This window comes from Lentzea sp. NPDC051838, assembly GCF_040681245.1.
Lineage (GTDB): Bacteria > Actinomycetota > Actinomycetes > Mycobacteriales > Pseudonocardiaceae > Lentzea.
This window is the reverse complement of the sequence record NZ_JBFAYI010000022.1, coordinates 59,826-84,753: the sequence shown is the minus strand read 5'-3', so window position 1 is coordinate 84,753 and position 24,928 is coordinate 59,826. Positions and strand designations below refer to the sequence as shown.

The following is a 24,928-nucleotide window of genomic DNA, read 5'->3' as shown; positions in this document are numbered from 1 at the left end:
TCTGCGCATGCCAGCAAGCCCGTACGCAGGGCCGAACCGCCCGTTCGGCCGCGTTCTCACCGCTATGGTCACGCCGTTCGACTCGCGTGGCGAGGTCGACCTCGCCAAGGCGCAGGAACTGGCGAAACACCTGGTGGACCTGGGCAACGACGGCCTGGTCGTCAACGGCACGACCGGAGAGAGCCCGACCACGACCGACCGCGAGAAGGCCGCGCTGATCACGGCCGTCGTCGAGGCCGTGGGGGACCGGGCGACCGTGGTGGCGGGCGCGGGCACCTACGACACCGCGCACAGCGTCCACCTGGTGCAGCAGGCGGCGAAGTCGGGCGCGCACGGCGTGCTGGTCGTGACGCCCTACTACTCGCGGCCGCCGCAGGAGGGGCTGCTGGCGCACTTCACCGCCGTCGCGGACGCCTCCGAGTTGCCGGTGATGCTCTACGACATCCCGCCGCGCGCGGTCGTGCCGATCGAGGTCGACACGCTCCTGCGCCTGGCGGAGCACCCGCGGATCCTGGCCGTGAAGGACGCCAAGGGCGACCTGCACGCCGGCAGCCGGGTGATCGCCTCGACCGATCTCGCCTACTACTCGGGCGACGACCCGTTGAACCTGCCGTGGTTGTCCGTGGGCGCCGTCGGGTTCGTGAGCGTCATCGGTCACCTCGCCGCAGACCGCCTGCGGGATCTCATTGATGCGTATGAAGCCGGAGACGTGGCCCGGGCTAAAGAAATCCACGAGTCGCTGCTGCCGCTGCTGCGACCCTTCCGCCGGGTTCCCGGCGTGACGTACACGAAGGCCGCACTGCGCCTGCGCGGACTGGACGTGGGCGACCCACGTCTGCCGCTGGTGCCCGCCGCGGCCGAGGACATCGAGGCCATCGCGGCCGAACTGGGAGTAAACGCGTGACCCAATCGACCGAATTGCCGCCCGTTCTGCCGGAAGGCGGCCTCCGGGTCGTCGCACTCGGCGGAATCGGCGAGGTCGGCCGCAACATGACCGTCTTCGAGCACGCCGGCAGGCTGCTCGTGGTCGACTGCGGCGTTCTTTTCCCCGAAGACGACCAACCGGGCGTGGACCTGATCCTGCCCGACTTCCGTGCCATCGAGGACAGGCTCGACGACATCGACGCCATCGTCCTCACGCACGGCCACGAAGACCACATCGGCGCCGTGCCGTTCCTTCTGAAACTCCGCCCGGACGTGCCGGTGGTGGGCTCGCGCTTCACGCTGGCGCTGCTGGCCGCGAAGTGCCGCGAGCACCGGCAGAACCCCCGGCTGGTGGAGGTGCGCGAAGGCGAGAAGAGCACGTTCGGCCCGTTCGAGCTGGAGTTCTTCGCGGTCAACCACTCGATCCCGGACGCGCTGGCCATCGCCATCCGCACCGCCGCCGGTCTGGTGCTGCACACCGGCGACATCAAGCTCGACCAGCTGCCGCTGGACGGTCGGCTGACCGACCTGGCCGGGTTCTCGCGGCTGGGCGACGAGGGCGTGGACCTGTTCCTGGTCGACTCGACCAACGCCGAGGTGCCCGGGTTCGTGGTGCCGGAGCGCGAGATCGGCCCGGTGCTGGAGAACGTGATCCGCAAGGCCCGCCAGCGGGTCATCGTCGCGTGCTTCGCCTCGCACGTGCACCGCGTGCAGCAGGTGCTCGACGTCGCCGTGCAGTACAAGCGCAAGGTCGCGTTCGTGGGCCGCTCGATGGTCCGCAACATGGGCATCGCCTCCGACCTGGGCTTCCTGAACGTGCCGGACGGGTTGTTCGTCGACCTGGACGTCGCGATGCGGATGGAGGCCGACGAGGTCCTGTTCGTCTCGACGGGGTCGCAGGGCGAGCCGCTGTCGGCGTTGTCGCGCATGGCCCGCGGCGACCACCGGCAGATCTCGATCGAGGAGGGCGACACGGTGATCCTCGCGTCGTCGCTGATCCCCGGCAACGAGAACGCGGTCTTCAACGTCGTCAACGGCCTGGCCAAGCTCGGCGCGACCGTCGTGCACCAGGGCAACGCCAAGGTCCACGTCTCCGGTCACTCACCGGCGGGCGAGCTGCTGTTCCTCTACAACGCTGTCCGGCCGTCCAACGTGATGCCGGTGCACGGCGAGTGGAGGCACCTGCGCGCCAACGCGGCTCTCGCGGTCGCCACCGGTGTCGCCGAGGACCACGTCGTGATCGCCGAGGACGGCGTCGTCGTGGACCTGGTGGACGGCAAGGCTTCCGTGTCCGGACGCGTTGTGGTGGGCCACGTCTACGTCGACGGCCTGTCCGTCGGTGACGTCGGCGAGTCCACTTTGTCCGATCGTCTGGTGCTGGGCGAGGGCGGGTTCATCTCGATCTCCGTCGCCATCGACACCGCGACCGGGCGGGCGGTGTCGTCGCCGACGATCTCCGGGCGCGGCTTCTCGGACGACCCGAAGGCGTTGGACCAGGTCGTGCCGCTGGTCGAGATGGAGCTGGCGCGCACCGAGGCCGAGGGCATCACGGACACGCACCGCGTCGCGCAGGCCGTGCGCCGCGTCGTGGGGCGTTGGGTGGCGGAGACCTACCGCCGCCGTCCGATGATCGTTCCGACGGTTATCCCGGTGTGACCCTGCTGTGATCTGCGTCCCCCTCGTCCGCTAAGGTCTAGATCCAGACCATGGACGAGGGGGTCGCCTCATGGCCGATGACGTTTTCTCTCCGCCGGGCAAGGAAGACATCTTTCTTCCGCCGATCTTCACCTGGCACGAGCCGTTCGGACTTCCGTTCGACCTAGCGGTCACCAAAGCCCACGTGCTGCTGGTGCTGTCGATCGTGATCATCCTGTCGTTCTTCCTGATCACCACCAGGAACCTTAAGCTCGTGCCGACGCGCTGGCAGTTCGCCGCCGAGTCGGTCTACGACTTCGGGCGCAACACGATCGCGCGCGAACAGATCGGCGCCAAGGAGTTCGCGCCGTACGTCCCGCTGATCGTCAGCATCTTCTGCTTCGCGCTGGTGAACAACCTCTACGGGCTGATCCCGTTCGTGCAGTTCCCGACGTTCACGCACAGCGGTTTCCCGTTCGCCGTCGTGCTGATCGTCTACCCGCTCTACCACGTCGTGGGCATCAGGAAGTTCGGTCTGCGCGGGTACCTGCGCAACCAGTTCATCATCCCGGACGTGCCGAAGGGCGTGCTGTGGGGTCTGCTGATCCCCACCGAGGTCATCCTCAAGTTCTTCTTCGACCCGCTGAACCTGATGATCCGGGTGTTCGCGGCGATGTTCGCGGGTCACCTGCTCGTGCTGGTGTTCACGGTCGGCGGCGAGTTCCTGTTGCTGCACGGCCCGATCTGGCTGAAGCCGGCGTCGGTGCTGGGCTTCGCGCTCGCGATTGGGCTGATCTTCCTGGAAGCGCTGGTGCAGGTGCTGCAGGCCTACATCTTCGCGTTGCTGTCAGCGCACTTCATCGGTCGCGCGCTCGCGGACCAGCACTGATGTGGAGTGAGCGGCTGGTTCCCGGCACGCCGGAGATCTTCGTGGCGTGCCGGGAGGGGAACGCGGATCGGACGTTGCTCGCGATCCACGGCGGGCCCGACTGGGACCACAGCTACCTGCGCGATCCGCTGGAGCGGCTCGACTGCCGGGTGCTGCTGCCGGACCTGCGCGGCTGCGGGAGGTCGGGGCGCGTGCCGGAGGCGGAGTACCACCCGGACGGCATGATGCGGGACCTGGTGCGGGTGCTGGACTCGTTCGGTGTCGAGCGCGCGGACGTGCTGGGGCACTCGTACGGCGGCATGGTGGCGCAGCGGTTCGCGATCACGCACCCAACGCGGGTGCACGGCCTGATCGTGTCGGGCAGCAGCGTGCTGCCGGTGCCGCCGGACGCCTTCGCCGGGTGGACCGAGCGCGAGGAGATCCTGGCTCGCCAGGAGAACCCGTGGCAGCGTGAGGACCTCTCACCGGAGGAGTGCGTGCGCGCCGAGGCGTTCGCGGCCGTCCACGCCAACGTCCGGCGCCCCGAGGCGGTGCCCGGTTATCTGCGGCGGCTGGAGGAGATCAGGTTCGGCGCGCAGTACGCGCGACCGTTCCTAGCGGGAACGCTGGTCTCGCCGCGGTTGCCCGATGCGGCGCAACGGATCGCGGAGATCGGCATCCCCGTGCTCCTGCTGCACGGGCGGCAGGACATGACGTTCCCGGTCGACCTGATCGACCCGACCCTGGCGCTGATTCCGCGGGCCCGCGCCGTCGTGCTCGAGGACGCGGGGCACATGGTGCACGTCGACGAACCGGACGGGTACTTGGACGCGGTGCGGGAGTTCCTTGCGCGTTAGGGACGCTGGCACACCAGGTGCAGCGACTCCTCGGGCATGGCGCCGGGGTAGGACGGGGTGAACACCGGCCGGCTCCGGCGCACCACTCGCAGGCCGACGTTCGCGAGGTGCTGCTCGAAGTTGTCCTCCGAGAACGACGACACCACGATCTCCTGGCCCATCCACGGCAGCGTGACCTGCTCGGCGTCGACGGCGACGGTGGCCAGGAAGAAGTGGCCGCCGGGTCGCAGCCACGTCGAGATGCGGCCGAGGGTCTGGATGATCTCGGCCTGCGGCATCTGGAGCAAGGAGAAGACGGCGCAGATGACGTCCCACGAACCGGCGGGCGACTCGAAGTCGCGGATGTCGATCTTGTGGAACGACGCCTCTGGGACCTGGGAGGTCGCGATGTCGACCATCACGGGCGAGACGTCGAGGCCGGTGACCTTCATACCCGCCTTGGCGAGCGTCCGCGCCACTGGGACGCCGGTGCCGGAACCGATGTCGAGCACCCGTGAACCGGAGGGCTGTGTGGCGGCGAACCAGGCGAGAGTGCCGTGCAGTGCGGGCTGGTGCGACCAAGCGCGTTGGTACTCCAGCCCCAGCGTGTCGAAGACATCGGCCGCGTTCATCATCCGCCCCCGTCATTTCGGCCCAATCCACCTGATGTGAAGTGTGGAGAACACGTCTGCACGGACTCTGGATGGCTTCTGGACGAAAACTGACGGTAGGTTGCTAGGTGACTGCGGACAGCGACGAAGTGAGACAAAGGGTGCAGAACGAGTTGCGCGTCAGCATGTTGGGCGCGCTCGCGGCGACGGTGGACGATCAGGAGCTCACCCTGGGTCCGCCGCGGCAGAGAGCCGTGCTCGCGGTGCTCGCCTTGCGCGCCAACCACGTCGTGTCGCGCAGCGAGCTCATCGACGCCGTCTGGGGAGACGAGCCGCCCGCCAGCGCGGACAACGGCATCCACACCTACGTGGCCGGTCTGCGCCGTCTTTTCGAACCGGGACGGGCCTCGCGCGCGCCGAGCTCGGTGCTGCTCTCCACAGACGCTGGATATTTGCTGAGGCTCCCATCCGCTGCCTCGGACGCCGCCCTGTTCCGCGCCCATCTGGACGAGGCCGGTCGTCTGCGCACGCAACCGGCGGAGGCCATCAGCGCGTTCGACGCTGCTCTCGGGTTGTGGCGCGGCATCGCTCTGGACGGCGTTCCCGGTCCGTTCGCGGCGGTGGAACGCGCGCGCCTCGCCGAACTGCGGCTCACGGCCGTGGAGCAGCGCGCCGCGTTGATGCTCGCCGTCGGGCGTGAGACGGAGGTGGCGGCGGAGCTGACGACGTTGGTCAGTGCGCATCCGCTGCGAGAACGGCTGCACGGCCTGCTCATGTCCGCTCTCTACCGCGGGGGCAGGCAGGCCGAGGCGTTAGCGGTCTACACGGACTTACGCCGGTTGCTGATCGAGGAACTGGGCATCGAACCCGGTCCCGAGCTCCGCCAGCTCCACGAACAACTGCTCGTCGGCCGTCATGATCCGCAGCCGGAGCCCGCGGCGCCCGTCCTGGTGCCCGTCCAGCTGCCGCACGAGATCCGCGACTTCACCGGCCGTGCCAAAGAGCTCGCGAAACTCTCCGAAGTCGTTCCGCACGACCACTCACCCGTGCTCGTCGCGATCACCGGCACCGGCGGCGTCGGCAAGACCGCCTTGGCCGTCCGGTTCGCGCACCAGGTGGCTTCCCGCTTCCCCGACGGCCAGCTGCACGTCGATCTGCGCGGGTTCGACGCGTCGTCGCCGCCCGTGCAGCCCGCCGCCGCTCTGCACCAGTTGCTGCAGTCGCTCGGCGTTCCGGCCGAACGGATTCCGGACGACCTGCCCGCGAAGTCGGCGCTGTACCGGAGCGTGCTGGCCGGCAAACGGGTGCTGGTGCTGCTCGACAACGCGCGGCTGGCCGAGCAGGTCCGTCCGCTGCTGCCGGGCCGGTCGTCGTCGATGGTGCTGGTGACCTCGCGCAACCACCTCGGCGGGCTCGTCGCTCGTGATGGCGCGCATTCGGTGACGCTCTCGACGTTGACGCGCGACGAAGCGTTGGCGCTGCTGACTTCCGCGGTCGGGCCTGACCGTGTCGCCGCCGAACCCGCTGCCGCCGCGAAGCTCGTCGAGCTGTGCGGGCACCTGCCGTTGGCCGTGCGGATTGCCGCCGAACGCGTTGTCACCCGGCCACATCTGACGTTGGCGGACCTCGCCGGGGATCTCGCCGACGAGCGCGACCGGTTGAACGTCCTGGCGACCGGCGACGACGAGGACACGGCCGTGCGCGCGGCCTTCTCGTGGTCGTACCTGGCCCTCAAACCGGACGCCGCCAGGATGTTCCGGCTGATCGGCCTGCATCCGGGTGCCGAGATCAGCCTGAACGCCGCCGCTGCCCTGGCCGGTGTGCCGGTGTCGCGCGCGCGGGTTCTGCTGGACGTGCTGGCAGGCGGGCACATGCTGGAGGAGGTCGCCCGCGGCCGTTTCCGCCTGCACGACCTGCTTCGCCTGTACGCCACGGAGCTCAGCGCCACCGAGGAGTCCGCGGACGGCCGCGCCGAGGCCGTGAAACGCCTGCTGCAGTGGTACTTCGACACCGCGAACGCCGCCGGCACCGTGATCGCGCCGCCGGACCACCCGTCGTTCCTGCTGCCTCCACTGTCCACTCAGGACTTCACCTCGCACGACGAGGCTTTCACCTGGTGCCGCACGGAATCCTCGAACCTGCTGGCCGTCTCCAGGCTGGCGGAGGAAGAGCATTCGCCCACCGCGTGGCAGATCCCGGTCGCGCTGTGGAACTACTTCATCGTCTCCAGCGCATTGGACGAGTGGACGCGCACGTACCGCGTCGCCGAACGCACGGCGGCTCGTGACGGCAACCAGGGCGCTCGTGCGTGGGCGGTGCATGGTCAGGGCCTCGCGGCCTTCCGCGGTCAGCGTTTCGCCGATGCCCTCGAACTGTTCGACCGCGCGTTGGCGATCCGGCGCGAGATCGGTGACCAGGTGGGCGCGGCGTGGTCGCTCACCGGCCTGGGCATGGCCTACGGCGGCCTGCGCCAGTTCGATCTGGCCGTGGACCGCTTCAGCGAGGCGTTGGACCGCCACGCCGAAGTGGGGTCGTGGTTCGGCGAGGGTGGCACGCGGTTGTTCCTGAGCGACATCCTGCGTTCGGCGGGCCAGTACGAGGCATCACTGGAGTCGGCGCAGACGGCGTTCGAGCTGATGGACTCGCACGATGCCGTGCACGGCAAGGCAATGGCTCTGGTGAGCATCGGCTGGGCGCAGTTCAGGCTGGGGCAGCGGGTCGAGTCGCGGGACTCGTTCCGGCACGCGCTGGCGTTCCTGCGGGTGCTCGGTGACCGCAAGAGTCTCGCGGAAGCGTTGCACGGCTTGGGGGAGACGAGCGCGGGGCAGCCCGAGGTGGCGCGCACGCATCTGCTGGAAGCGTTGACGATCTACGAGGACTACGACCACCCGCTCACACCGGAAGTGCGGGCACGACTGCACGAGCTCGCCTAGAAATGTTTTTCACGTCTTCGAACTCAGCATGGAATAAATCGCACAAGGGGTAAATTCATCCACGACCCCTGAACGGCGGTATTCCTGCGGCGAGTGGTTCGCCGATGTTCGGTGGAGCTGATCAGCTTCACGTTCCTTTTCTTGTTCTCCGCTCGGTCGCCCTGCTTTGCTGGCTACTGTGCGTTCCCGTGGAGAACGGGGTGAGCGGCGCTGTGCACGGCGCTGTGTTCCAGGCGCACAACATCCATGGCGACGTGCAGTTCCACGGCGGTGCGGGCGGTTCTGTGACGCCCCGTCAGCTGCCCGCGTGCGTGCCCCAGTTGTTCACGGGCCGGTCCAAGGAGCTCCGCGCACTCACCGCCGCCCTCGACGGTCCCGCGCGGCTGGCCGTGGTGCGCGGTGTCGGCGGCATCGGCAAGACCTGGCTGATGCTGCACTGGGCGCACCACCACGCCGAGCTTTTCCCGGACGGGCAGCTCTTCGTCAACCTGCGCGGGTTCTCTCCCGACGGCAAACCGGTGTGTCCGAGCACGGCGTTGCGCGGTTTTCTGGAAGCCCTGCAGGTCGCCCCGTCGGCGGTGCCGAAGGACGTGGAAGCCCAGGCGGGCCTGTACCGCAGTCTGGTGGCCGGCCGCCGGATGCTGGTCGTGCTCGACAACGCCGCGAGCGCCGACCAGGTGAGGCCGTTGCTGCCCGGTGGTTCGCACTGCGCGGTGATCGTCGCCAGTCGCCGTGACCTGTCAGGCCTCGTCACGGCCAACGGGGCCATCAGCGTTCTGCTCGGCGTGTTCGACAGCTGCTCGGCCCTGCAGCTGCTGGTCCGGCATCTCGGGCCGAGGCGCATCATCGCCGAGCCGGACGCGACGAAGGAGCTGCTGCGGTGCAGTGCGGGACTGCCGCTCGCCCTCGGCATCGTCGCGGCTCGGGCGTCGACGAATCCGGGTTTCCCGCTCGCCCTGCTGGCCGACGAGCTCCACGACGCCACCACCCGGCTGGACGGCTTCGAAACCGGCGACACCACGTCGAGCCTGCGTGCTGTGCTGTCGTGGTCGCACGCGAGCCTCACCGACGACGCCGCGCACCTGTTCGGGCTGCTCGGCGCGGCACCGGGCTCCGACGTCGCACTGACGTCGGTGTTCAGCCTGTCCGCCCACCCTGCTGCCAGGACGAGGCTGCTGATGCGGGAACTGGAGAGCGCGCACCTCGTCCGGCAGCACGTGCCCGGCCGCTACCGGATGCACGACCTGGTGCGTCTCTACGCCCGCGAGCAAAGCGCCTCGCTGGACGTGCGTCCGGCGATGACCAGGTTGTTTGAGAACTACCTGAACACCGCCGCACGGGCAGTGCGTGCCCACTATCCGTGCGGCAGGCACAGCAGCCCTCTCATCGAAACGCCGTCACCGCACCAACCGCAGCCCGACCTCTCCGATCCCGACACCGCCACGGCGTGGATCGAGACGGAACGCCCGAACCTGGTGGCGGCCGCGCGGTTCGCCGCCGAGCACGGCTACCCGATCCTGCCGAACCAGCTGTCCATCACCATGTGGGCCTATCTGCTCAACCACTCGCATCACGACGACGCGCTCGCCATGCACACCCACGCGCTGGGGGCCAGTCGGCGTGGAGGGGACCGTGCCGGTGAGTGCCAGGCGATCATCAACCTGGGCACCGTGTTCGAACGGCTGCGGCGTTACCCGGAAGCGAGCGAACACCTGACCTGCGGCCTGGAGCTGAGCAGGGAGATCGGCGACCGCGCCCAGGAGGGTCGCGCGCTCAGCAACCTGGGCATCGTGTGCTGGCTGACCGGGAACTACGCGGGAGCCGTCGAGCACCTCGAACGGGCGCTGTGGCTGAGCCGTGAGTTCGCGGACCCGAACCTGGAGTCGTACGCGCTGTGCAAGCTCGGTTTCGTGTACCGCTCGCTGGGCCGGTACGACGACGCCGTGAGCCATCTGCAGTCGGCGTTGCGGATGACTCGCCACCTCGGTGACCGGGTCGACGAAGCGTTCGCACTGTGCGACCTCGGTGGCTGTCATCTCCTCATGGGGCGTCACGACGAAGCGTTCACGTCGCTCCAGCAGGCTCTCGCGCTGAGCCGGGAGCTCGCGGACCGCGCCGCGGAATCGCTGACTCTGACATTCCTCGGCGCATTGCATCGAAAAACCGGATCTCACACCGATGCGATGGACGTGCTGAACCTCTCCCTGTCGATCAGCCGCCGGCTCGGCGACAAATGTCTCCAGGCCAAGGCATTCCACGAACTCGGCAATGTCTATCTGGCGCTGGGCGACTACATGAGGGCCATTGGGTGCTATTGCTACGCCCTGGTGGCCGCCAAGTCGATCGGCGACGCCTACCAGTTGGCGCGAGCTCACGATTGTCTCGCCTTGATTCACCGGCACTGCGGCAACACCGGCGACATGAACCATCACCGGGAGGCGGCCGCCGAGGCCTACCGGCTGCTTCACCTGCCCGCCGGCGCGGTCGTCGGCGCGGCGTTCTGACGGTGTCCGGGAGATCCCTGATGCGCTTCCGCTGATGCGTAGGCAAGCTACAGGTCATGCAGAAGCGCGCGCGGGTTTTGCTGGTGTGGCTGCACGTCGTCACGTCCGTCGGCTGGCTCAGCCAGGCCGTGGCGTTGCTGGCGTTGGTGCTCTACGGCATGAAGACGGGTGAGGTCGGCGCGTTCCGGATGGCTCGGGTGCTCGACCACAACGTGCTCGCGATCATGGCCAACGTCAGCGCGTTCACCGGGTTCATGCTCAGCGCGACGACGCCGTGGGGCTACTTCCGGCACTGGTGGGTGCTCGCGAAGTTCGCGATCACCGTCAGCCAGCTCTACATCGGCATCTTCATCCTGAGCAAGAACCTCGCGGACGCCGCGAACGGTCACGTCACCGCGTGGATGCCCGTCGGCACGGCGTTGATGATCGGCGCGATCGCGTTCCAGACGTGGCTCAGCGTCGCGAAGCCGTGGGGACGCACGCCGTGGGCGGACTCCAAGAAGCTGACCACGGCGAGCGCTGGTGCGTTCGTGCTGGCGTTGGTCGTGCCGGCCGCCGACTTCGCGTTGAGCCAGTGGATGGGCAATCCCATGCCGGCGTTCATGCTGGTCACGGTGATCGCCTACTCGATCAGGCGGGCCGCCAGGGCGAGGAACCGGTCGTCGGACGCGTCGGGTCGTGGAAGCGCGGCACGTCCGGTTCGTCGAGGCGCAGCGGCACCAAGCCCTCGGTGATCGCGCGCATGATCCGTTCGTGAGCGCGGCGGGCGTCGCCCATGGTCGTTTCCGAGAGATCCGACAGTTCGACGGGCTTGCCGAAGTGGACCTTGAACGTGGGCCGTTTGCGGATCGCGGAGAACCAGGACGTCAGGTACGGCAGGAAGTCCTTCCATCCGCCGACGCTGAGGTTGCCCCAGTACACGGCCTCGTGCGCGCCCCACTGGCTGATGGGAACCACCGGGATGCTGCCGCCGAGCGCCATCCGGGCGACACCGGTCTTGCCGCGCTCCGGCCACATGCCGGGGTCCAGCGTGATCTTGCCCTCGGGGTAGACGGCGATCGGGTCGCCGCCCTTCTGCAACGCCTCGACGGCGCGGTGCATGGCCTCGCCGACGTTCGCCGACGCCCGGTCGACGCGCAGGTGACCGCACGCCTTGAGGGCCGGGCCCATGATCGGCGCGTCGAGCAGGCCGCCCGCGAGCATGAAGCGCGGGTTGATGCCGATTTTGCGACACGCGGCGATGAGCACGAACGGGTCGAGGTTGCCGATGTGGTTGGAAGCCAGCAGGAGTGGCTTGCCGAGCAGCTCTGGTGGAACGTCGCCGGACACCTCGAGCTTGCCGGTCAGCGCGACGAAGCCCCGGTCGATCGCCATGAGCACGCGCCAGAAGAGCGGTGTGGACACGCGAGGGAGCGTACGGCGTGTCGGAACGACACCGTGCCGGATCCGGGGAACCATGAGCTTTCGCACGCGTCCTGGTTACCTGCGGGGCTGGTGAGACGCGAGGGACTACCTTATACACATGGCCGGGCGTACAGGGACTTCACGAAAGACCACGTCACGCGGCAAAGCACCAGCCAAGCCGCGGGCACGATCCACCGCGTCCAAGAAACCCGCTCCACGTCGTAGTGGCGGTGCGATCAGCGCTGTGTGGGGCGCGTTGGGCCGTGGTGTCGGCAGCCTCGTGCGGACGGTCAGCCGTACCAAGGACCTGGATCCCGAACATCGTCGTGACGGGCTCGGGCTGCTGCTGATCGCGTTGGCGGTCATCACCGGCGCCGGTGTGTGGTGGCAGGCCGGTGGGCCCGTTGGCCAGTGGGTCGACGTCGCGGTGCGCAGCTCTGTCGGGTTCCCCGCGGTGATCGTGCCGGTGGTCTTGCTCGGCATCGGCGTGACGTTGATGCGCACCGACCCGAAGCCCGACGCGCGGCCAAGGCTGATCATCGGCTCGTTGCTGATGATGATCGGCGTGCTCGGCATGTTCCACCTCATCGGCGGCCTGCCGATGGACCCGGTCGAACGCCGCACCGCCGGTGGCGCGCTGGGCTACCTGGCCGGTGGGTTCCTCGCGCAGGGGCTCACACCGTGGGTCGCCGGGCCGTTGCTGTTCCTGATCTTCGGGTACGGCCTGCTGGTCGTGACGCACACGCCGATCCGCCAGGCGCCCGAACGCATCCGCTCGCTGCTGCACCCCGGATCGTCGAAGGACTCTGAAGCTCCTGCGGACGAACAGGAAGAGGACGAGCCGAAGCCGGTTCGCCTGCGTCGTCCGTCGCGTCGTCGTCAGGCCGTCGAACCGGTCGAGGAAGAGCCGCAGCCCGAGCTGCCGCTGGACGAACCCGAGCCCGCCCCGAAGCCGGCCAAGGAGTCGAAGAAGGCCGCTGCCGCCCCGGCGATGGCCGTGCGCGCGGTCGAGGGCGACTACCAGCTGCCGCCGCCGACGATCCTCAAGGACGGCGACGCGCCGAAGGCCCGCAGCAAGGCCAACGACCAGATGATCGAGGCCATCACCGGCGTGCTGGACCAGTTCTCGATCGACGCGCAGGTCACCGGCTTCACCCGCGGCCCGACGGTCACGCGCTACGAGGTCGAGCTCGGCCCCGGCGTGAAGGTCGAGAAGATCACCGCTCTCACCAAGAACATCGCCTACGCCGTCGCCACCGACAACGTCCGGTTGCTGGCCCCGATCCCCGGCAAGTCCGCGGTGGGCATCGAGGTGCCGAACAGCGACCGCGAGATGGTGCGCCTCGGCGACGTGCTGCGCTCGCCGTCCACGTTGAAGGACACGCACCCGATGGTGGTGGGCCTCGGCAAGGACATCGAGGGCCACATGGTCACCGCGAACCTGACGAAGATGCCGCACCTGCTGGTGGCGGGCTCCACGGGTTCCGGCAAGTCGTCGTTCGTGAACTCGATGCTGGTGTCGTTGCTGGCCCGCGCGACGCCGGACGAGGTCCGGATGATCCTGATCGACCCGAAGATGGTCGAGCTGACGCCGTACGAGGGCATCCCGCACCTGATCACGCCGATCATCACGCAGCCGAAGAAGGCCGCGGCGGCTCTGGCGTGGCTCGTGGAGGAGATGGAGCAGCGCTACCAGGACATGCAGGTCAACCGGGTGCGCCACATCGACGACTTCAACCGCAAGGTCAAGTCGGGCGAGATCACCGCGCCTCCGGGTTCGGAGCGCGTCTACCGGCCGTACCCGTACATCATGGCGATCGTCGACGAGCTGGCCGACCTGATGATGACGGCGCCGCGGGACGTCGAGGACGCGATCGTGCGCATCACGCAGAAGGCGCGTGCGGCGGGCATCCACCTGGTGCTCGCGACGCAGCGTCCGTCCGTCGACGTCGTGACCGGCCTGATCAAGACCAACGTGCCGTCACGGCTGGCGTTCGCGACCTCGTCCCTGACGGACTCGCGCGTGATCCTGGACCAGCCCGGCGCCGAGAAACTGATCGGCATGGGCGACGGCCTGTACCTGCCGATGGGCGCCTCCAAGCCGGTGCGCATCCAGGGCGCGTTCGTGGGCGACGAAGAGATCTCGCAGATCGTCGACTACACCAAGAACCAGGCGCAGCCCGAGTACACCGACGGCGTCACCTCGCAGAAGGCGGGCGAGAAGAAGGAGATCGACGCCGACATCGGCGACGACCTGGAGCTGCTGGTGCAGGCGACCGAGCTGATCGTCACCTCGCAGTTCGGCTCGACCTCCATGCTGCAGCGCAAGCTCCGCGTCGGCTTCGCGAAGGCAGGCCGGTTGATGGACCTGCTGGAGACGCGCGGGGTCGTCGGGCCGTCCGAGGGCTCGAAGGCGCGCGAGGTGCTGATCAAGCCGGACGAGCTCGAGTCGGTGATCTACCTGATGCGCGGCGGTGGCCCGGTGGACGACTCCGACTAGCTGTTCCAGACCCCGAACCACTGCTCGACGCCCCAGTCCTCGAACCGGTCCACCTCGGTGAACCCGAGCCTGCGCACGAGGCGCATCGACGCGTCGTTGGCGCTCGCGGTGGTGAGCACCACCGGTTCACCGGGATGCGCGTCGGCGAACCAGCCGAGTGCCGCTTCGCACGCCTCCGCGGCGTACCCGCGGCCCCATGCCGACGGCAGGAACAGGTAACCGAGCTCGGCCTCGCCGCCTTCCGGCAGGAGCAGACCTTTGCGCCCCGGGGGACGCCGGTCGAACGTGATCATGCCGATCATCGTGCCGTCGAGCTCGGCCACGAACGAGCCTTCGCGTCTGCCGGGGATCTCGGGCGCCGTGCGTTCCAGCTCGTCACGGGGTTGGGCGCCGCCGATGTAGGTGCCGACCTCGGGTGAGGCGAACAGCTCGATGTAGATGTCGCGGTCGCGGGCTTCCGACTCGCGAAGGACGAGTCGCTCGGTCCTGATGGGGGCGGGCGGCCAGCTCACTGGACCACCAGCTTCAGGGTGTGATGGACGTCTTTCGGGCACACCAACACGTTCAACCCGCCGCTGCCTCCGTAGAACTCCCAGCCCACCACGTGATAGCCCTCCGGTTGGTCGCATTCGTCGCACTCGGTCTCGTCCGCCGCCAGCGCGAGCAGCTGAACGCGGGTGGTGCCACACTCGGGGCACTCCATCTCGTACGGCTCCCCGGCGTACCACCGAGTCCAGCCGCCGATCTTGCTGGCGTCCTCGAGGCTCGGCCAGGAGTCCGGGTCGATCTCCAGCTCACGCACCAGGTCGCGCGGCACTTCGTACACCATGGGGTACTCGTCGGCACGGCACGGCGTGAACACGCACGGCTGGAACGCGAACGTCGGATCCACCAGCGCCGGGACGGGCCGGTCGGTCAGCGGCTCGGTGACCTGATCCGCCTTGCGCCACACCAGGCGGACGTCCGGACCCCAGTGGTCCTCGTGCAGGATCGGGCACAGGAACACCTGGAGCAGGTCGGTGCCGTCCGGGAACGGCAGCTCGGGGAAGTCTCTTTTGTACAGCTGCACGCAGCCTGCGAACGGTGTGTGCAGGCCGCGCACCATCTCGGTGGTCACGTCGAGGATGCCGTGGTGCCGGGCACCGTCGCAGTGCGGCCAGGGTTCGTCGCGCGGCCACAACATCGGGCCGCCGAGGTGGCTGTCGGTCTCGGTGGCCGTACCCGGTGAGGGGTGGAGGCGGACGACAGGGCGAACCCAGGCGTCGAGCCACGGGATTTCGCGGCCGTTGGCGGTCGGCTTGGTGCTCAATTTCGTTCCCCCAGAACGCTGACGCAGGCGCCCCCTGGACTGGGAACCCCTACAACTCAACCTACTCGGCAGGTCTGACAAGAAACCGCTCGTGCGGCGGCCCGGCAGCCCGGTTGATTACAAAACGGGTCGACCCGTATGGTAATCGGTGTGAGCTCCTCCAGAGGACGTCCCAGAGACCCTCGCTCCCACGCCGCGATCCTCGCCGCGACCACCGAGCTGGTGATCGAGACCGGCTACGCCGCGACCTCGATCGGTGCGGTGGCCGCGCGTGCCGGCGTCGGCAAGGACACGATCTACCGCAGGTGGCGGGGCAAACCGGAGCTGGTCTTCGAGGCCGTTTTCACCACCACGGACCAGGTTCCGCCTCCGGACACCGGAACGCTGACGGGGGACCTGACCGCGTTGACCCAGGCCCTGGTCGACGAGTTCACCGCACCTGCAGCCGCGGCCGCGTTGCCGGGTCTGCTCGCCGACTTCGCCGCCGATCCGGAGCTGAAAGCACGTATCCGAGCCGACTTCCTGGCGCCGTCGAAGGAAAGGCTGCTCGGGGTTTTCGAGCGTGCTGTGACGCGCGGGGACATGGCGGCCGGCATCTCCGCGGACCTGGTCCTGGACACACTGGCGGGAGCTGTGTTCTTCCACATCGGCCTGGTCGGGGAACAGCCGGACCCGCGCCTCGCCGGGAGACTGGCCGGGCTCGTGGCCGGAGGACTCCGATGAACGGCTGGCTGCTCGCGGCGGGCATCACCGCGCTCGGTGTGGCCGCGATCCACATCATCGGCGGGCACCGCGATGTGGTGCGGCCGCTGCTTCACGCCGGACTCGCGGAGGAGCCCAAGCGGGTTCTGCAGGCCGTCTGGCACATGGTGAGCATCGACCTCGTGCTCTCCGGGATCGCCCTGACGTACCTGGCGTTCACGTCGGCCAACGAGCTGCTGGCGTGGTTCGTGGCCGCGCACTTCGTCGGCTACGCGGGGGCGTTCCTGGCCGTCACGGTGTCGGTCCGCTGGCCGCTTTTCCGGTTGCCGCAGTGGGTTCTGCTGCTGCCGGTCGCGGTTCTGACGCTGGTGGGCAGCACGTAGGAACGCGAAGGGCGGGCACGACGAACGTGCCCGCCCTGGGTCACTTCTACTTCAGGCCCGCCTGCTGGATCGAGCTCGCGGTGGAGGAAGCGCTCGCACCGAACTCGCGCACGGCCTTGTAGTAGACGTCGGCCGTCCACTTGCAGGCGATGTTGCTGCCGCACTGCTTGTACATGTCGGACTTGAAGTTGTTGTCGATGCGCAGCCGCGTGGTCTCGTTGAACCGCGACTGCTTCTTGTAGTTGCGGTAGCCGAAGTCGTGGCGGTGGCAGGCCGGCAGGAACTTGAAGCCGAAGGGGTTGTCCGGCGAGTACGAGCAGCCGTCGGACGACCAGTCGAGCTGGCCGTTGTACGGCGCCTGGCCGCGGATCGTCGTGAACTGGGCGAGGGTCTTCGAGAACAGGTAGTCGTCGGTGACTGCCGGGATGTCCACGGCCTGGGCCGGGGCACCTGTGAAGATCAGGGCCAAGGACGCGGCGGCACCCACGAATGCCGAGCGCAGGGTCTTCGACATGGTGAGCTCCTCGGAATGTGAGCAGGGTCTCGCCATGTTGTAGCCGTGATCGACTGTCCTCGGTAGACACGATCTGATGAACGTCAGGTGATCATGTGACCGCACGCGATCGCTGTGGCCACACGAAGTTCCCTGGGTAGCCCCAACGAGTGAAGCATCTCGTTGTCCGCTACTCCACCGAGCAGATAGCCACCCAGTTTCTGCTCCGCCAAACGGAGGCAGATCGACTGGGCGGCGCACCCTACCTCGATCAAACCGAACCTGCCCGCACGTTCGCCGTACTTCTCGAACGACTCGTTGTCTTTTAACACCAGCACGATCGTCACCGGCGGTACCTCGGAAACCCCGAGGATCGAGGCCAGGTCGGCAGGTGCCGGGCCGATGTCCTGCAGGGCGTGCCGGGCGATGTCGTAACGGACCGCGCGATCGCCGACGAAGGCGTAGCAGCGCAACGGGTTGAGGCCACCGGCGGACGGGAAGCTGTTGTCGGACAAAGCGCCGAGCACGTACCCGAGTTGCTTGTCCGTCAACGGTTTCGAGGCGAACTCGCGGGTGCTCCGCCGCGCCTGGAACAGCTTCTGCAGCCGATCCGAAGGCCTGGGCAGCGGCACCGGCGGCGACGGCAGCTCCAGAGGGTCGATCAACGGCGGCGAAGGCCGGAAGTCGCGCAACCGTTCGCCGAGGCGGAGCTGGTGCAACGGGGAGAACCGGCTGGCGGCCCAGAAGTCGTCGAACAACGAAGTCACCCCAGCGGATGCGGTGCGGGATTGGGGAACACGCCCGGTGAGGCGTGCGGGTAGCGCCACGACAGTTCACGCGCGCGGCCGCCGAGATGTGGCCAGCGGTGGTCGGAGTGCAGCGGAGCGAGGTCGGGGGACAGGACTCGGACGCAGTGCAGTCCCACGGCTGACAGTTCCGGCGTCGTCAGTTCCCGGTACGCGAGCCGGATCCGGTGCGAATCCAGCGCGTGCACCAACTCGGTCAGTTCGGCGGCGGCTCCACGTCCGGTGGCGTCCGGCGGCGGGTCCGTCTCGATGCCGCGGAACCACGGCAGCGCTTCCCACTCAGCCGAAGGGCGGGTGGAGTAGTAGGCGGCGTGCTTGTCGAAGTCGGTGACGTCCTCGATCGGCGATGATCCGTTGCGCGCCAACCACACCTCGATGAACACCGTGCCCTGCACCCACTCCTCGTAGGCCTTCTGCAGCGCTTCCGCCACGGTCGCCCGGCACGCGAGGCCGAGCGTCGGCCGCGGACGACCGGCGATCGGCAACGACCCGGCGACCGCGATCACCGGATGCGGGCTGTAGGCGGGCGTGAGGTCGAACGCCCGCGCGCCATGAGGCAGGTCGGCGTCAAACCGTTGAGGTGCAATGGAATGCAGCCACACAGTGGTGAACGCGTCCCGCTCGACCAGCTCCTGCGTGGCCCGCAACAACGCGCTCGTGGTCGACGGCCCGGCCGCCAACCCTGAAGACGTCGTCGGCAGCCCGTAGGAAGCATCAAGGCTCACCAGTCCAGCAGGCACCCGGATCGGCGAGTTGCCGGGCAAAGTCCAGGCACGGGTGTACCGGGTGTCGACGTATCCCTTGCGGTAGTGGTAGTCGCCACGGACACGCTGCTCGACGGTGTGCAGGCTGAAGTGCTCCAACGGCCAGCACTCCCCGTCGGTCACGATCTCCAGCGGAGCCCGTGCGGCGGCATGCCGTTCCAACGCCTCCGCCACAGCCGCGACCCGAGTGGTGCCACCGGAAGTGCCGCCGGACGAGAACGGCTCCGGCACGGCGGCCCAGCCGTCAAGCTCCACATCGGACAGACTGTGCGGCACGGGATGCAGCTGCGACACCACACCCTGCCGCCACCCGACCGCGCGCTCGATCAGCGCCTCCGCGACGGTCTTCACGGCTTGCTCCGATAACGGCGGAAGAGCCAGTACCCGAACGCGAGCGCCCCGCCGATGTACAGCACGCCTACCACCACGGCCGTGGTGTTCCCGATGGACGCGATCCGTCCGAGCGTCGGGAACACGATGATGGGCTCGATGATCCACAGCAGTGCCCAGCCGAGCAGCCGCCGGGCGCTGCCGAACGGCTTCGGCGACTTCGAGATGGACCCGGCCGCGAGCGCCCACACCAGTGCGGCGGCGAAAGCGCCGACCCACCAGCCCCAGTGCAGCTCGAAGACCGCGCCCAGAGTGGCGAACGGCAGCACGAGGACGAGCAGTGGGAACAAAGCGGCGGGCAGCACCAGCGCACTGCGCGGGCGCGGAAGGTCTTTGGTGTCCTGGTACAGCGCTTCCGGGATGTGCACGGCCGCGCCCACCGAGGAAACCGCGCAACAGCAACAACAACAGCAACAGGTGGGCGTCGCGGCGTTGGCGGCGGCCGCACCCGGTGAGAACTGGTCAGGTAACCGGACTGCTGTGGTCAAGGTGGTCCCCCCAAGGCAACGACACGCGCCCGACGGGCAGCGCGGTGCAGATCTCGCAGTCGGCGGCGGGCAGCACGGTCTCGCGGGTCGTCGTGAACTCGTCGAGGTTGACGGTCACGACCGCGTCGAGCAGCGCCAGCGAACCGCCGCGGATGTTCTGGACTGCTTGCAGCGCAAGGGCAAGAGCGAAATCGGAGGACATCGCTCCCGGATGCGGGGGAGGCGGCGGATCCCCCCACCGCCGCCCCGCCCGCACCGCGAGGCACGCCAGGCACGCGCCGGCACCGGGCACCACGAAGGGCCCGATCGCGGCGGTGTGGTGGTACGCGAGGTCCAGCAACAGGTGCGGAACCGTCACAGAACGCGCCACCTCGACCAGGTCGACCAACGTGCCAGTCGTCCGCACCACGAGCACCAGGTTCGGATTCTCGTTGTGCGGCAACCGCTCCACCAGCCCGGCGGGCGCCTCACCGACGAACAGCGTGCCAACCCCCGCGGGCCGCGTTTCGTCGGAAGGAGGCAACCCCGCCGGGCGGAGAGCGCCCAGGGTCCTCAGCTGGGCCACGTGCCGGCGCACCGGTTCCCCCAACCGGCTTTCGTCGACCGTTCGAGCCACTCCCCTCAAAACTGGCTCGAACAGTCCTGCCAGCGCCACGGCCACCGCCCTGGGCAGGTCTGGAATCAAATAGGCGAGATCAGCTCCCGCGTAAACGACAAGGCCTTCGTCGCGAACTTGGGCGTGCCACGCGGGATCAGCGACCAGACTCATCCTCGTCCCCTCTCGCCAGGAAGCACTCGATCTCCTGCTCGCTCGGCAGGTCACCGGCCGGATCGACGAGGTTCTCGGCGATCGGCGGCAACGGCTGCTCCGCCCACGCGGGCTGGAAGTCGTCGCTGGGCAGCAACCCGTGCCGCGACGCGAACTCCTCGGCCGCGTCCCGGATCGACTCGCGCAGCGTCCCCACCACCGCGGTCTCCGCCGTGTAGGTCAGCTCGACGAGCAACGCCCGCACGTTCTCCAGCTGGTTGTCGTCGCCGGCCTTGCGAGCGAGCTCCGGCCAGAACTCCCGTTCGAACAACCGCACGAAGTCCGAAGCGATCGCGTCGGTCGCCGTGCGCAGGCGGGTGAAGCTGTCCATGACGTCATCGCTGGGCACCCTGAGGCCGGCGAGCCTGCCGCCCGCTTCGAGTGCCCAGCGACGCGCGTGCGGCCAGCCGTACTTCCACCGCACCAAGCCCAACCGCATAGCCCGGAGGAGGAGTCGCGGTTGGACATCTCCCATCGGAATCAGGTGCTTGATGTCGCGCACCTTGATCCGAACCCAGTCGTCGGGCCCCTCGGTCTCGCCCATGCCGAGAACCGCGGCGACCGACTCGCCCTTTTCGCGTGCCGAGATCAGCTCGGCGATCGCGGGCAGCGAGAACCCCCGCTGCTGCAACCGCTGGACCAGCGTCAACCGCTCGACGTGCGAGGCGTCGTAGTACGCCACGCGCCCCTGCCGTCTCGGCGCGTGCAGCACACCCTTCGTCTGGTACATGCGAATGGTGCTGCTGGGCAGGCCGATCCGGGCAGCGAGCTCGTCGACGGTGAGCGATTCGGGCACGCCACAGATCTTGGCGTGCCCTGGTTCATCGAGTCAAGACTCTTCGAGTAATTACTCGAAGAGTTACAACTCCAGGAGCATCCGGCTGTTGCCGAGCGTGTTCGGCTTCACGTAGCTGAGGTCGAGGAACTCGGCGACACCCTCGTCGACCGACCGCATGATCTCCTCGTAGACCTCGGGGCTCACCGGCGTGCCCTCGATCTCCACGAACCCGTGCTTGCCGAAGAACCGCGTCTCGAACGTCAGCACGAAGATCCGCTTGAGCTGCAGCTCCTTCGCCACGGCCACGAGCTGCGCCACGACCCGGTGCCCCACGCCCCGGCCGAGCGCGACGGGGGAGACGGCGACGGACCGGATCTCCGCCAGGTCCTCCCACATCACGTGCAGGGCTCCGCATCCGAGCAGCTCGCCGTCCTGCTCGGCCACCCAGAACTCCTGGACGGCCTCGTACAACGTGACCAGCGGTTTGGACAGCAGGACCTTGCCCGCGTACCCGTCGATCAACGCCTTCATGGCGCGCACGTCGCTGGTGCGGGCGCGCCGCACGACTACCCCACTGGTCACAACCGTCAAGTATGAGTGCCCATCGCGGACGTCCACCGGCGGGCAAGCACCTCGCGTTCGGTGTCGGTGTAGAGGTCCTGCTCCAGCCCCCAGGCCGCGGCGACCGCGCAGTCCCGTGCGGCCCGCCACGCTTCGTCGTCGACGTACTCGGCCGCTCGTTCGACCGCGCGGTGCACCTCCAGGTACGACAGGAACATCCCGTCGTCCCAGTGCTTCTCGTACAGCCTCCGCTCGCGGTTGCCGTCGATCGCGGCGATCCGGTCGACCTGCTCGCGGGTCAGCCGTTCCGCCTGTTCGAGGATCGTGAGGACCTGGTCGCCGCGCGGGCCGAACACCAGCCACGCAGGGACTTCCTCGACCACCGTCAGTTCCCGGGCGCGGAAGAACCGGTACTGCGAGCAGTCGCAGGGCACTCGCGTCACGTCCCGCACGCGCCAGAGACGGACCGGCCAGTCCAGGACGTCGCGCGGACTCTCGTGCACGACCATCCCGTCGCACTTGTGCGGCTCGCGGCCGGACGGGTCGAACGTGCACCGGGCGCCGGGAGCGAGCGGCGGCGAGCCGTAGAACCCGGAGCCGTCCGGGCGGGTCGAGAGGAACAGGTCCACGCAGCTCAATTTAAGGTGCGAGACCTACCCGGTTACGCTGAGCACCGTGTCTTCTCCCACCACTCCGCGACGCGTGTCGCTGCTCACCCTGGGCTGTGCCCGCAACGAGGTCGACTCCGAAGAGCTCGCCGGGCGCCTCGGCGAGGGCGGCTGGGAGCTGGTGGACGAGGGCTCGGACGCGGACGTCGTCGTCGTCAACACCTGCGGCTTCGTCGAGCAGGCCAAGAAGGACTCGGTCGACACGCTGCTCGCGGCGTCCGACACCGGCGCGAAGGTCGTCGCGGTCGGCTGCATGGCCGAGCGCTACGGCAAGGAGCTCGCGGACAGCCTGCCCGAGGCGGCCGCGGTCCTGGGCTTCGACCAGTACAACGACCTGGCCGAGCGCCTGAACGACGTGCTGCACGGCAAGCCGATCGAGTCGCACGTGCCGGTGGACCGCCGCACGCTGCTGCCGATCACGCCGGTGAAGCGCCAGGACGCCAAGGACAACGTCCAGGTGCCCGGCCACGGCTGGGGCCCCACCAAGACGCCCCGCAAGCGCCTCGACGACGCTCCCGTGGCGCCGTTGAAGATCGCGAGCGGCTGCGACCGGCGGTGCTCGTTCTGCGCCATCCCGAGCTTCCGCGGCGCGTTCGTGTCGCGGCACCCGGACGAGATCGTGTCCGAGGCGATGTGGCTGGCCGAGAACGGCGTCAAGGAGCTGTTCCTCGTCAGCGAGAACTCCACGTCGTACGGCAAGGACCTGCCGCGCGAGCAGGGTGCCCTGGAGCAGCTGCTGCCGCGCCTGGCGAGCATTCCCGGCGTCGAGCGCGTGCGGGTCAGCTACCTGCAGCCGGCCGAGACCAAGCCGTCGCTCGTCGCCGCGATCGCCAAGACGGACAAGGTCGCGAACTACTTCGACATGTCGTTCCAGCACTCCAGCGAGAACGTGCTGCGCCGCATGCGCCGGTTCGGCGACACGGACAGCTTCCTCAAGCTCGTGTGGCAGATCCGCGAGCACGCGCCCGAGGCGGGCATCCGCAGCAACTTCATCGTGGGCTTCCCCGGCGAGACCGAGGAGGACCTGCAGGAGCTGGAGCGGTTCCTGACCGAGGCGCGGCTCGACGCGGTCGGCATCTTCGGCTACTCCGACGAGGACGGCACCGAGGCCGAGAACCTCGACGGCAAGCTCGACACCGACACCATCGCGGAACGGGTGCAGCGCATCGGCAACCTGGTCGAGGAGCTGACCAGCCAGCGCGCCGAGGACCGGGTCGGCAGCGAGGTCGTCGTGCTGATCGAGCACGAGGAGGACGAGGAGAGCGACTGCGTCGGCCGGGCCGAGCACCAGGCGCCCGAGGTCGACGGCGAGTGCATCGTGCTCGAGGGCGAGGACCTCAAGCGCGGTGACTTCGTGCGCTGCCGCGTCGTGGACTCCGAGGGTGTCGACCTGGTCGTTGAGGTAATCGAGGTGCTGGGGACATGACGGAGGCCAGGAAGGTCCCGCTGCTCAACATCGCGAACGTCCTCACGATGGCGCGGTTGGCACTCGTTCCGGTCTTCCTGTTCTCACTGTTCGCGGCGGGCGGCTTCGACACCACGTGGCGGCTCATCGCGTTCGGGATCTTCGCCGTCGCGAGCTTCACCGACCACATCGACGGCACGCTCGCCCGCAAGTACGCGCTGATCACCGACTTCGGCAAGATCGCTGACCCGATCGCGGACAAGGCGCTCACCGGCTCGGCACTGGTGGGCCTGAGCATCCTCGACGTGCTGCCGTGGTGGATCACGATCGTCATCGCCGTGCGCGAGGTGGGCGTCACGCTGCTGCGGTTCTGGGTGATCCGCTACGGCGTGATCCCCGCGAGCCGCGGCGGCAAGGCCAAGACGCTGGCCCAGATCATCGCGATCGGCCTGTTCCTGCTCCCGCAGAACGACGTGATCGCGATCATCGCCTGGGTGATCATGGCCGCGGCGCTGGTCCTCACGGTCGTCACGGGAATCGACTACGTCATCCGGGCGTTCAAGCTGAAGGCAAGGGCAGGTCGCGCCGTCGCATGACGAACGTCGTCGAGCTGCTCAAAGCGAGGCATCAAACCGTCGCCACGGCCGAGTCGCTGACCGCGGGTCTGCTGTGCGCGACGCTGGTTGACACACCGGGGGCGAGTGCCGTGGTCCGCGGTGGGTTGATCGTCTACGCCACCGAGCTCAAACACGAGCTCGCGGGCGTTGATCAGCAGTTGCTCGACGAGCACGGTGCCGTGCACCCCGACGTCGCGATCCAACTGGCCGAGGGAGCCCGGAAACGGTGCAAATCGGACTGGGGAATCGGACTGACGGGCGTGGCCGGCCCAGATCCGCAGGACGGAGTGGCTCCGGGAACGGTCCACATCGGCTTGAGCGGGCCTGGAGTGTCCACAGTGCGGACTATCACGGTGAGTGGCGACCGCACAGCGGTGCGTTTCACTTCAGTGGAGAAAGCGCTGGTCCTGCTGTCGGAATACCTGCTGATGACCGTGGACGGGAACAAACGATGACTCCGCGTTCGTTCGCCCTTGGCGGACGTGTTCGGAAGTCACTGCCCGTTGTCGGTGTCGATCGGTAACGTAGGGACACGGCCGGC

At 68.4% G+C, this 24,928-nt stretch carries 25 protein-coding genes; 13 read left to right on the top strand and 12 right to left on the bottom strand.

Going from position 1 to position 24,928, the window contains the following annotated elements:
• Positions 1 to 7 precede the first annotated feature (7 nt).
• The 4 genes from dapA to AB0M24_RS34210 all read left to right on the top strand — a co-directional run bounded on the left by dapA (position 8) and on the right by AB0M24_RS34210 (position 4,284).
• Positions 8 to 904 carry a 4-hydroxy-tetrahydrodipicolinate synthase gene (gene dapA / locus AB0M24_RS34225; RefSeq protein ID WP_363777518.1) on the top strand — a complete coding sequence of 299 codons (897 nt, stop codon included), beginning with the start codon at positions 8 to 10 and terminating at the stop codon, positions 902 to 904.
• Positions 901 to 2,580, top strand: a complete 1,680-nt coding sequence (locus AB0M24_RS34220) for a ribonuclease J (RefSeq protein ID WP_363777516.1) — start codon at positions 901 to 903, stop codon at positions 2,578 to 2,580. The genes dapA and AB0M24_RS34220 overlap by 4 nt, the downstream gene beginning before the upstream one ends.
• Positions 2,581 to 2,650: 70 nt before the next feature.
• Complete coding sequence (locus AB0M24_RS34215; RefSeq protein WP_363777514.1) at positions 2,651 to 3,448, top strand: F0F1 ATP synthase subunit A; 798 nt, start codon at positions 2,651 to 2,653, stop codon at positions 3,446 to 3,448.
• On the top strand, positions 3,448 to 4,284 hold the full coding sequence (locus tag AB0M24_RS34210; RefSeq protein ID WP_363777512.1) for an alpha/beta hydrolase: 837 nt from the start codon (positions 3,448 to 3,450) through the stop codon (positions 4,282 to 4,284). The genes AB0M24_RS34215 and AB0M24_RS34210 overlap by 1 nt, the downstream gene beginning before the upstream one ends.
• Here the strand turns inward: AB0M24_RS34210 and AB0M24_RS34205 are convergent.
• On the bottom strand, positions 4,281 to 4,895 hold the full coding sequence (locus tag AB0M24_RS34205) for a class I SAM-dependent methyltransferase (RefSeq protein ID WP_363777510.1): 615 nt from the start codon (positions 4,893 to 4,895) through the stop codon (positions 4,281 to 4,283). The genes AB0M24_RS34210 and AB0M24_RS34205 overlap by 4 nt on opposite strands.
• 140 nt (positions 4,896 to 5,035) lie before the next feature.
• Between AB0M24_RS34205 and AB0M24_RS34200 the strand changes: the two genes are divergently transcribed.
• From AB0M24_RS34200 to AB0M24_RS34190, 3 genes are all read left to right on the top strand, one after another.
• The gene (locus AB0M24_RS34200) at positions 5,036 to 7,807 is read left to right on the top strand and encodes a BTAD domain-containing putative transcriptional regulator (RefSeq protein WP_363777508.1); all 2,772 of its coding nucleotides are present in this window, start codon (positions 5,036 to 5,038) and stop codon (positions 7,805 to 7,807) included.
• 188 nt (positions 7,808 to 7,995) lie between these two features.
• The gene (locus tag AB0M24_RS34195) at positions 7,996 to 10,311 is read left to right on the top strand and encodes a tetratricopeptide repeat protein (RefSeq protein ID WP_363777506.1); all 2,316 of its coding nucleotides are present in this window, start codon (positions 7,996 to 7,998) and stop codon (positions 10,309 to 10,311) included.
• Positions 10,312 to 10,367: 56 nt separating this feature from the next.
• Positions 10,368 to 11,045, top strand: coding sequence for a hypothetical protein (locus AB0M24_RS34190; RefSeq protein WP_363777504.1), 678 nt, complete (start codon positions 10,368 to 10,370; stop codon positions 11,043 to 11,045).
• Here the strand turns inward: AB0M24_RS34190 and AB0M24_RS34185 are convergent.
• On the bottom strand, positions 10,942 to 11,715 hold the full coding sequence (locus AB0M24_RS34185; RefSeq protein WP_363777502.1) for a lysophospholipid acyltransferase family protein: 774 nt from the start codon (positions 11,713 to 11,715) through the stop codon (positions 10,942 to 10,944). The two genes, AB0M24_RS34190 and AB0M24_RS34185, sit on opposite strands and share 104 nt — an antisense overlap.
• Positions 11,716 to 11,833: 118 nt before the next feature.
• Here AB0M24_RS34185 and AB0M24_RS34180 point away from each other — a divergent pair, with 118 nt between their 5' ends.
• Positions 11,834 to 14,215 carry a DNA translocase FtsK 4TM domain-containing protein gene (locus tag AB0M24_RS34180; protein ID WP_363777500.1) on the top strand — a complete coding sequence of 794 codons (2,382 nt, stop codon included), beginning with the start codon at positions 11,834 to 11,836 and terminating at the stop codon, positions 14,213 to 14,215.
• Here the strand turns inward: AB0M24_RS34180 and AB0M24_RS34175 are convergent.
• Complete coding sequence (locus AB0M24_RS34175; protein WP_363777498.1) at positions 14,212 to 14,727, bottom strand: GNAT family N-acetyltransferase; 516 nt, start codon at positions 14,725 to 14,727, stop codon at positions 14,212 to 14,214. The two genes, AB0M24_RS34180 and AB0M24_RS34175, sit on opposite strands and share 4 nt — an antisense overlap.
• Positions 14,724 to 15,524, bottom strand: coding sequence for a hypothetical protein (locus tag AB0M24_RS34170; protein WP_363777496.1), 801 nt, complete (start codon positions 15,522 to 15,524; stop codon positions 14,724 to 14,726). The genes AB0M24_RS34175 and AB0M24_RS34170 overlap by 4 nt, the downstream gene beginning before the upstream one ends.
• Before the next feature lie 150 nt (positions 15,525 to 15,674).
• Here AB0M24_RS34170 and AB0M24_RS34165 point away from each other — a divergent pair, with 150 nt between their 5' ends.
• Both AB0M24_RS34165 and AB0M24_RS34160 read left to right on the top strand, forming a co-directional pair.
• Positions 15,675 to 16,247 (top strand): TetR/AcrR family transcriptional regulator, encoded by a 573-nt coding sequence (locus tag AB0M24_RS34165; protein ID WP_363777494.1) that lies wholly within the window; start codon positions 15,675 to 15,677, stop codon positions 16,245 to 16,247.
• The gene (locus tag AB0M24_RS34160) at positions 16,244 to 16,609 is read left to right on the top strand and encodes a hypothetical protein (protein WP_363777492.1); all 366 of its coding nucleotides are present in this window, start codon (positions 16,244 to 16,246) and stop codon (positions 16,607 to 16,609) included. The genes AB0M24_RS34165 and AB0M24_RS34160 overlap by 4 nt, the downstream gene beginning before the upstream one ends.
• Before the next feature lie 46 nt (positions 16,610 to 16,655).
• On the opposite strand, the gene AB0M24_RS34155 is transcribed toward AB0M24_RS34160, so the two are convergent.
• From AB0M24_RS34155 to AB0M24_RS34120, 8 genes are all read right to left on the bottom strand, one after another.
• Positions 16,656 to 17,123, bottom strand: coding sequence for a phospholipase (locus tag AB0M24_RS34155; RefSeq protein WP_363777490.1), 468 nt, complete (start codon positions 17,121 to 17,123; stop codon positions 16,656 to 16,658).
• Positions 17,124 to 17,206: 83 nt separating this feature from the next.
• Complete coding sequence (locus AB0M24_RS34150) at positions 17,207 to 17,860, bottom strand: nitroreductase family protein (protein WP_363777488.1); 654 nt, start codon at positions 17,858 to 17,860, stop codon at positions 17,207 to 17,209.
• Between the two features lie 5 nt (positions 17,861 to 17,865).
• Positions 17,866 to 19,023: a YcaO-like family protein gene (locus AB0M24_RS34145; RefSeq protein WP_363777486.1), complete on the bottom strand. Its 1,158-nt coding sequence runs from the start codon at positions 19,021 to 19,023 to the stop codon at positions 17,866 to 17,868.
• Positions 19,020 to 19,442: a hypothetical protein gene (locus AB0M24_RS34140; protein WP_363777484.1), complete on the bottom strand. Its 423-nt coding sequence runs from the start codon at positions 19,440 to 19,442 to the stop codon at positions 19,020 to 19,022. The genes AB0M24_RS34145 and AB0M24_RS34140 overlap by 4 nt, the downstream gene beginning before the upstream one ends.
• Positions 19,443 to 19,524: 82 nt before the next feature.
• A complete protein-coding gene (locus AB0M24_RS34135) occupies positions 19,525 to 20,319 on the bottom strand; it encodes a TOMM precursor leader peptide-binding protein (protein WP_363777482.1) in 795 nt (264 codons plus the stop codon).
• A complete protein-coding gene (locus AB0M24_RS34130; protein WP_363777480.1) occupies positions 20,303 to 21,154 on the bottom strand; it encodes a MerR family transcriptional regulator in 852 nt (283 codons plus the stop codon). The genes AB0M24_RS34135 and AB0M24_RS34130 overlap by 17 nt, the downstream gene beginning before the upstream one ends.
• Before the next feature lie 63 nt (positions 21,155 to 21,217).
• Positions 21,218 to 21,718 (bottom strand): amino-acid N-acetyltransferase, encoded by a 501-nt coding sequence (locus AB0M24_RS34125; RefSeq protein WP_363777478.1) that lies wholly within the window; start codon positions 21,716 to 21,718, stop codon positions 21,218 to 21,220.
• Between the two features lie 5 nt (positions 21,719 to 21,723).
• Positions 21,724 to 22,326, bottom strand: a complete 603-nt coding sequence (locus AB0M24_RS34120; RefSeq protein WP_363777476.1) for a hypothetical protein — start codon at positions 22,324 to 22,326, stop codon at positions 21,724 to 21,726.
• A gap of 46 nt (positions 22,327 to 22,372) precedes the next feature.
• Between AB0M24_RS34120 and rimO the strand changes: the two genes are divergently transcribed.
• The 3 genes from rimO to AB0M24_RS34105 are packed head-to-tail and all read left to right on the top strand — an operon-like array spanning position 22,373 to position 24,842.
• Positions 22,373 to 23,791 carry a 30S ribosomal protein S12 methylthiotransferase RimO gene (rimO, locus tag AB0M24_RS34115; protein ID WP_363777474.1) on the top strand — a complete coding sequence of 473 codons (1,419 nt, stop codon included), beginning with the start codon at positions 22,373 to 22,375 and terminating at the stop codon, positions 23,789 to 23,791.
• Positions 23,788 to 24,366, top strand: coding sequence for a CDP-diacylglycerol--glycerol-3-phosphate 3-phosphatidyltransferase (gene pgsA, locus AB0M24_RS34110; protein ID WP_363777472.1), 579 nt, complete (start codon positions 23,788 to 23,790; stop codon positions 24,364 to 24,366). Before rimO ends, pgsA begins: the two co-directional genes overlap by 4 nt.
• Positions 24,363 to 24,842 (top strand): CinA family protein, encoded by a 480-nt coding sequence (locus tag AB0M24_RS34105; protein WP_363777470.1) that lies wholly within the window; start codon positions 24,363 to 24,365, stop codon positions 24,840 to 24,842. The genes pgsA and AB0M24_RS34105 overlap by 4 nt, the downstream gene beginning before the upstream one ends.
• Positions 24,843 to 24,928: the final 86 nt, after the last annotated feature.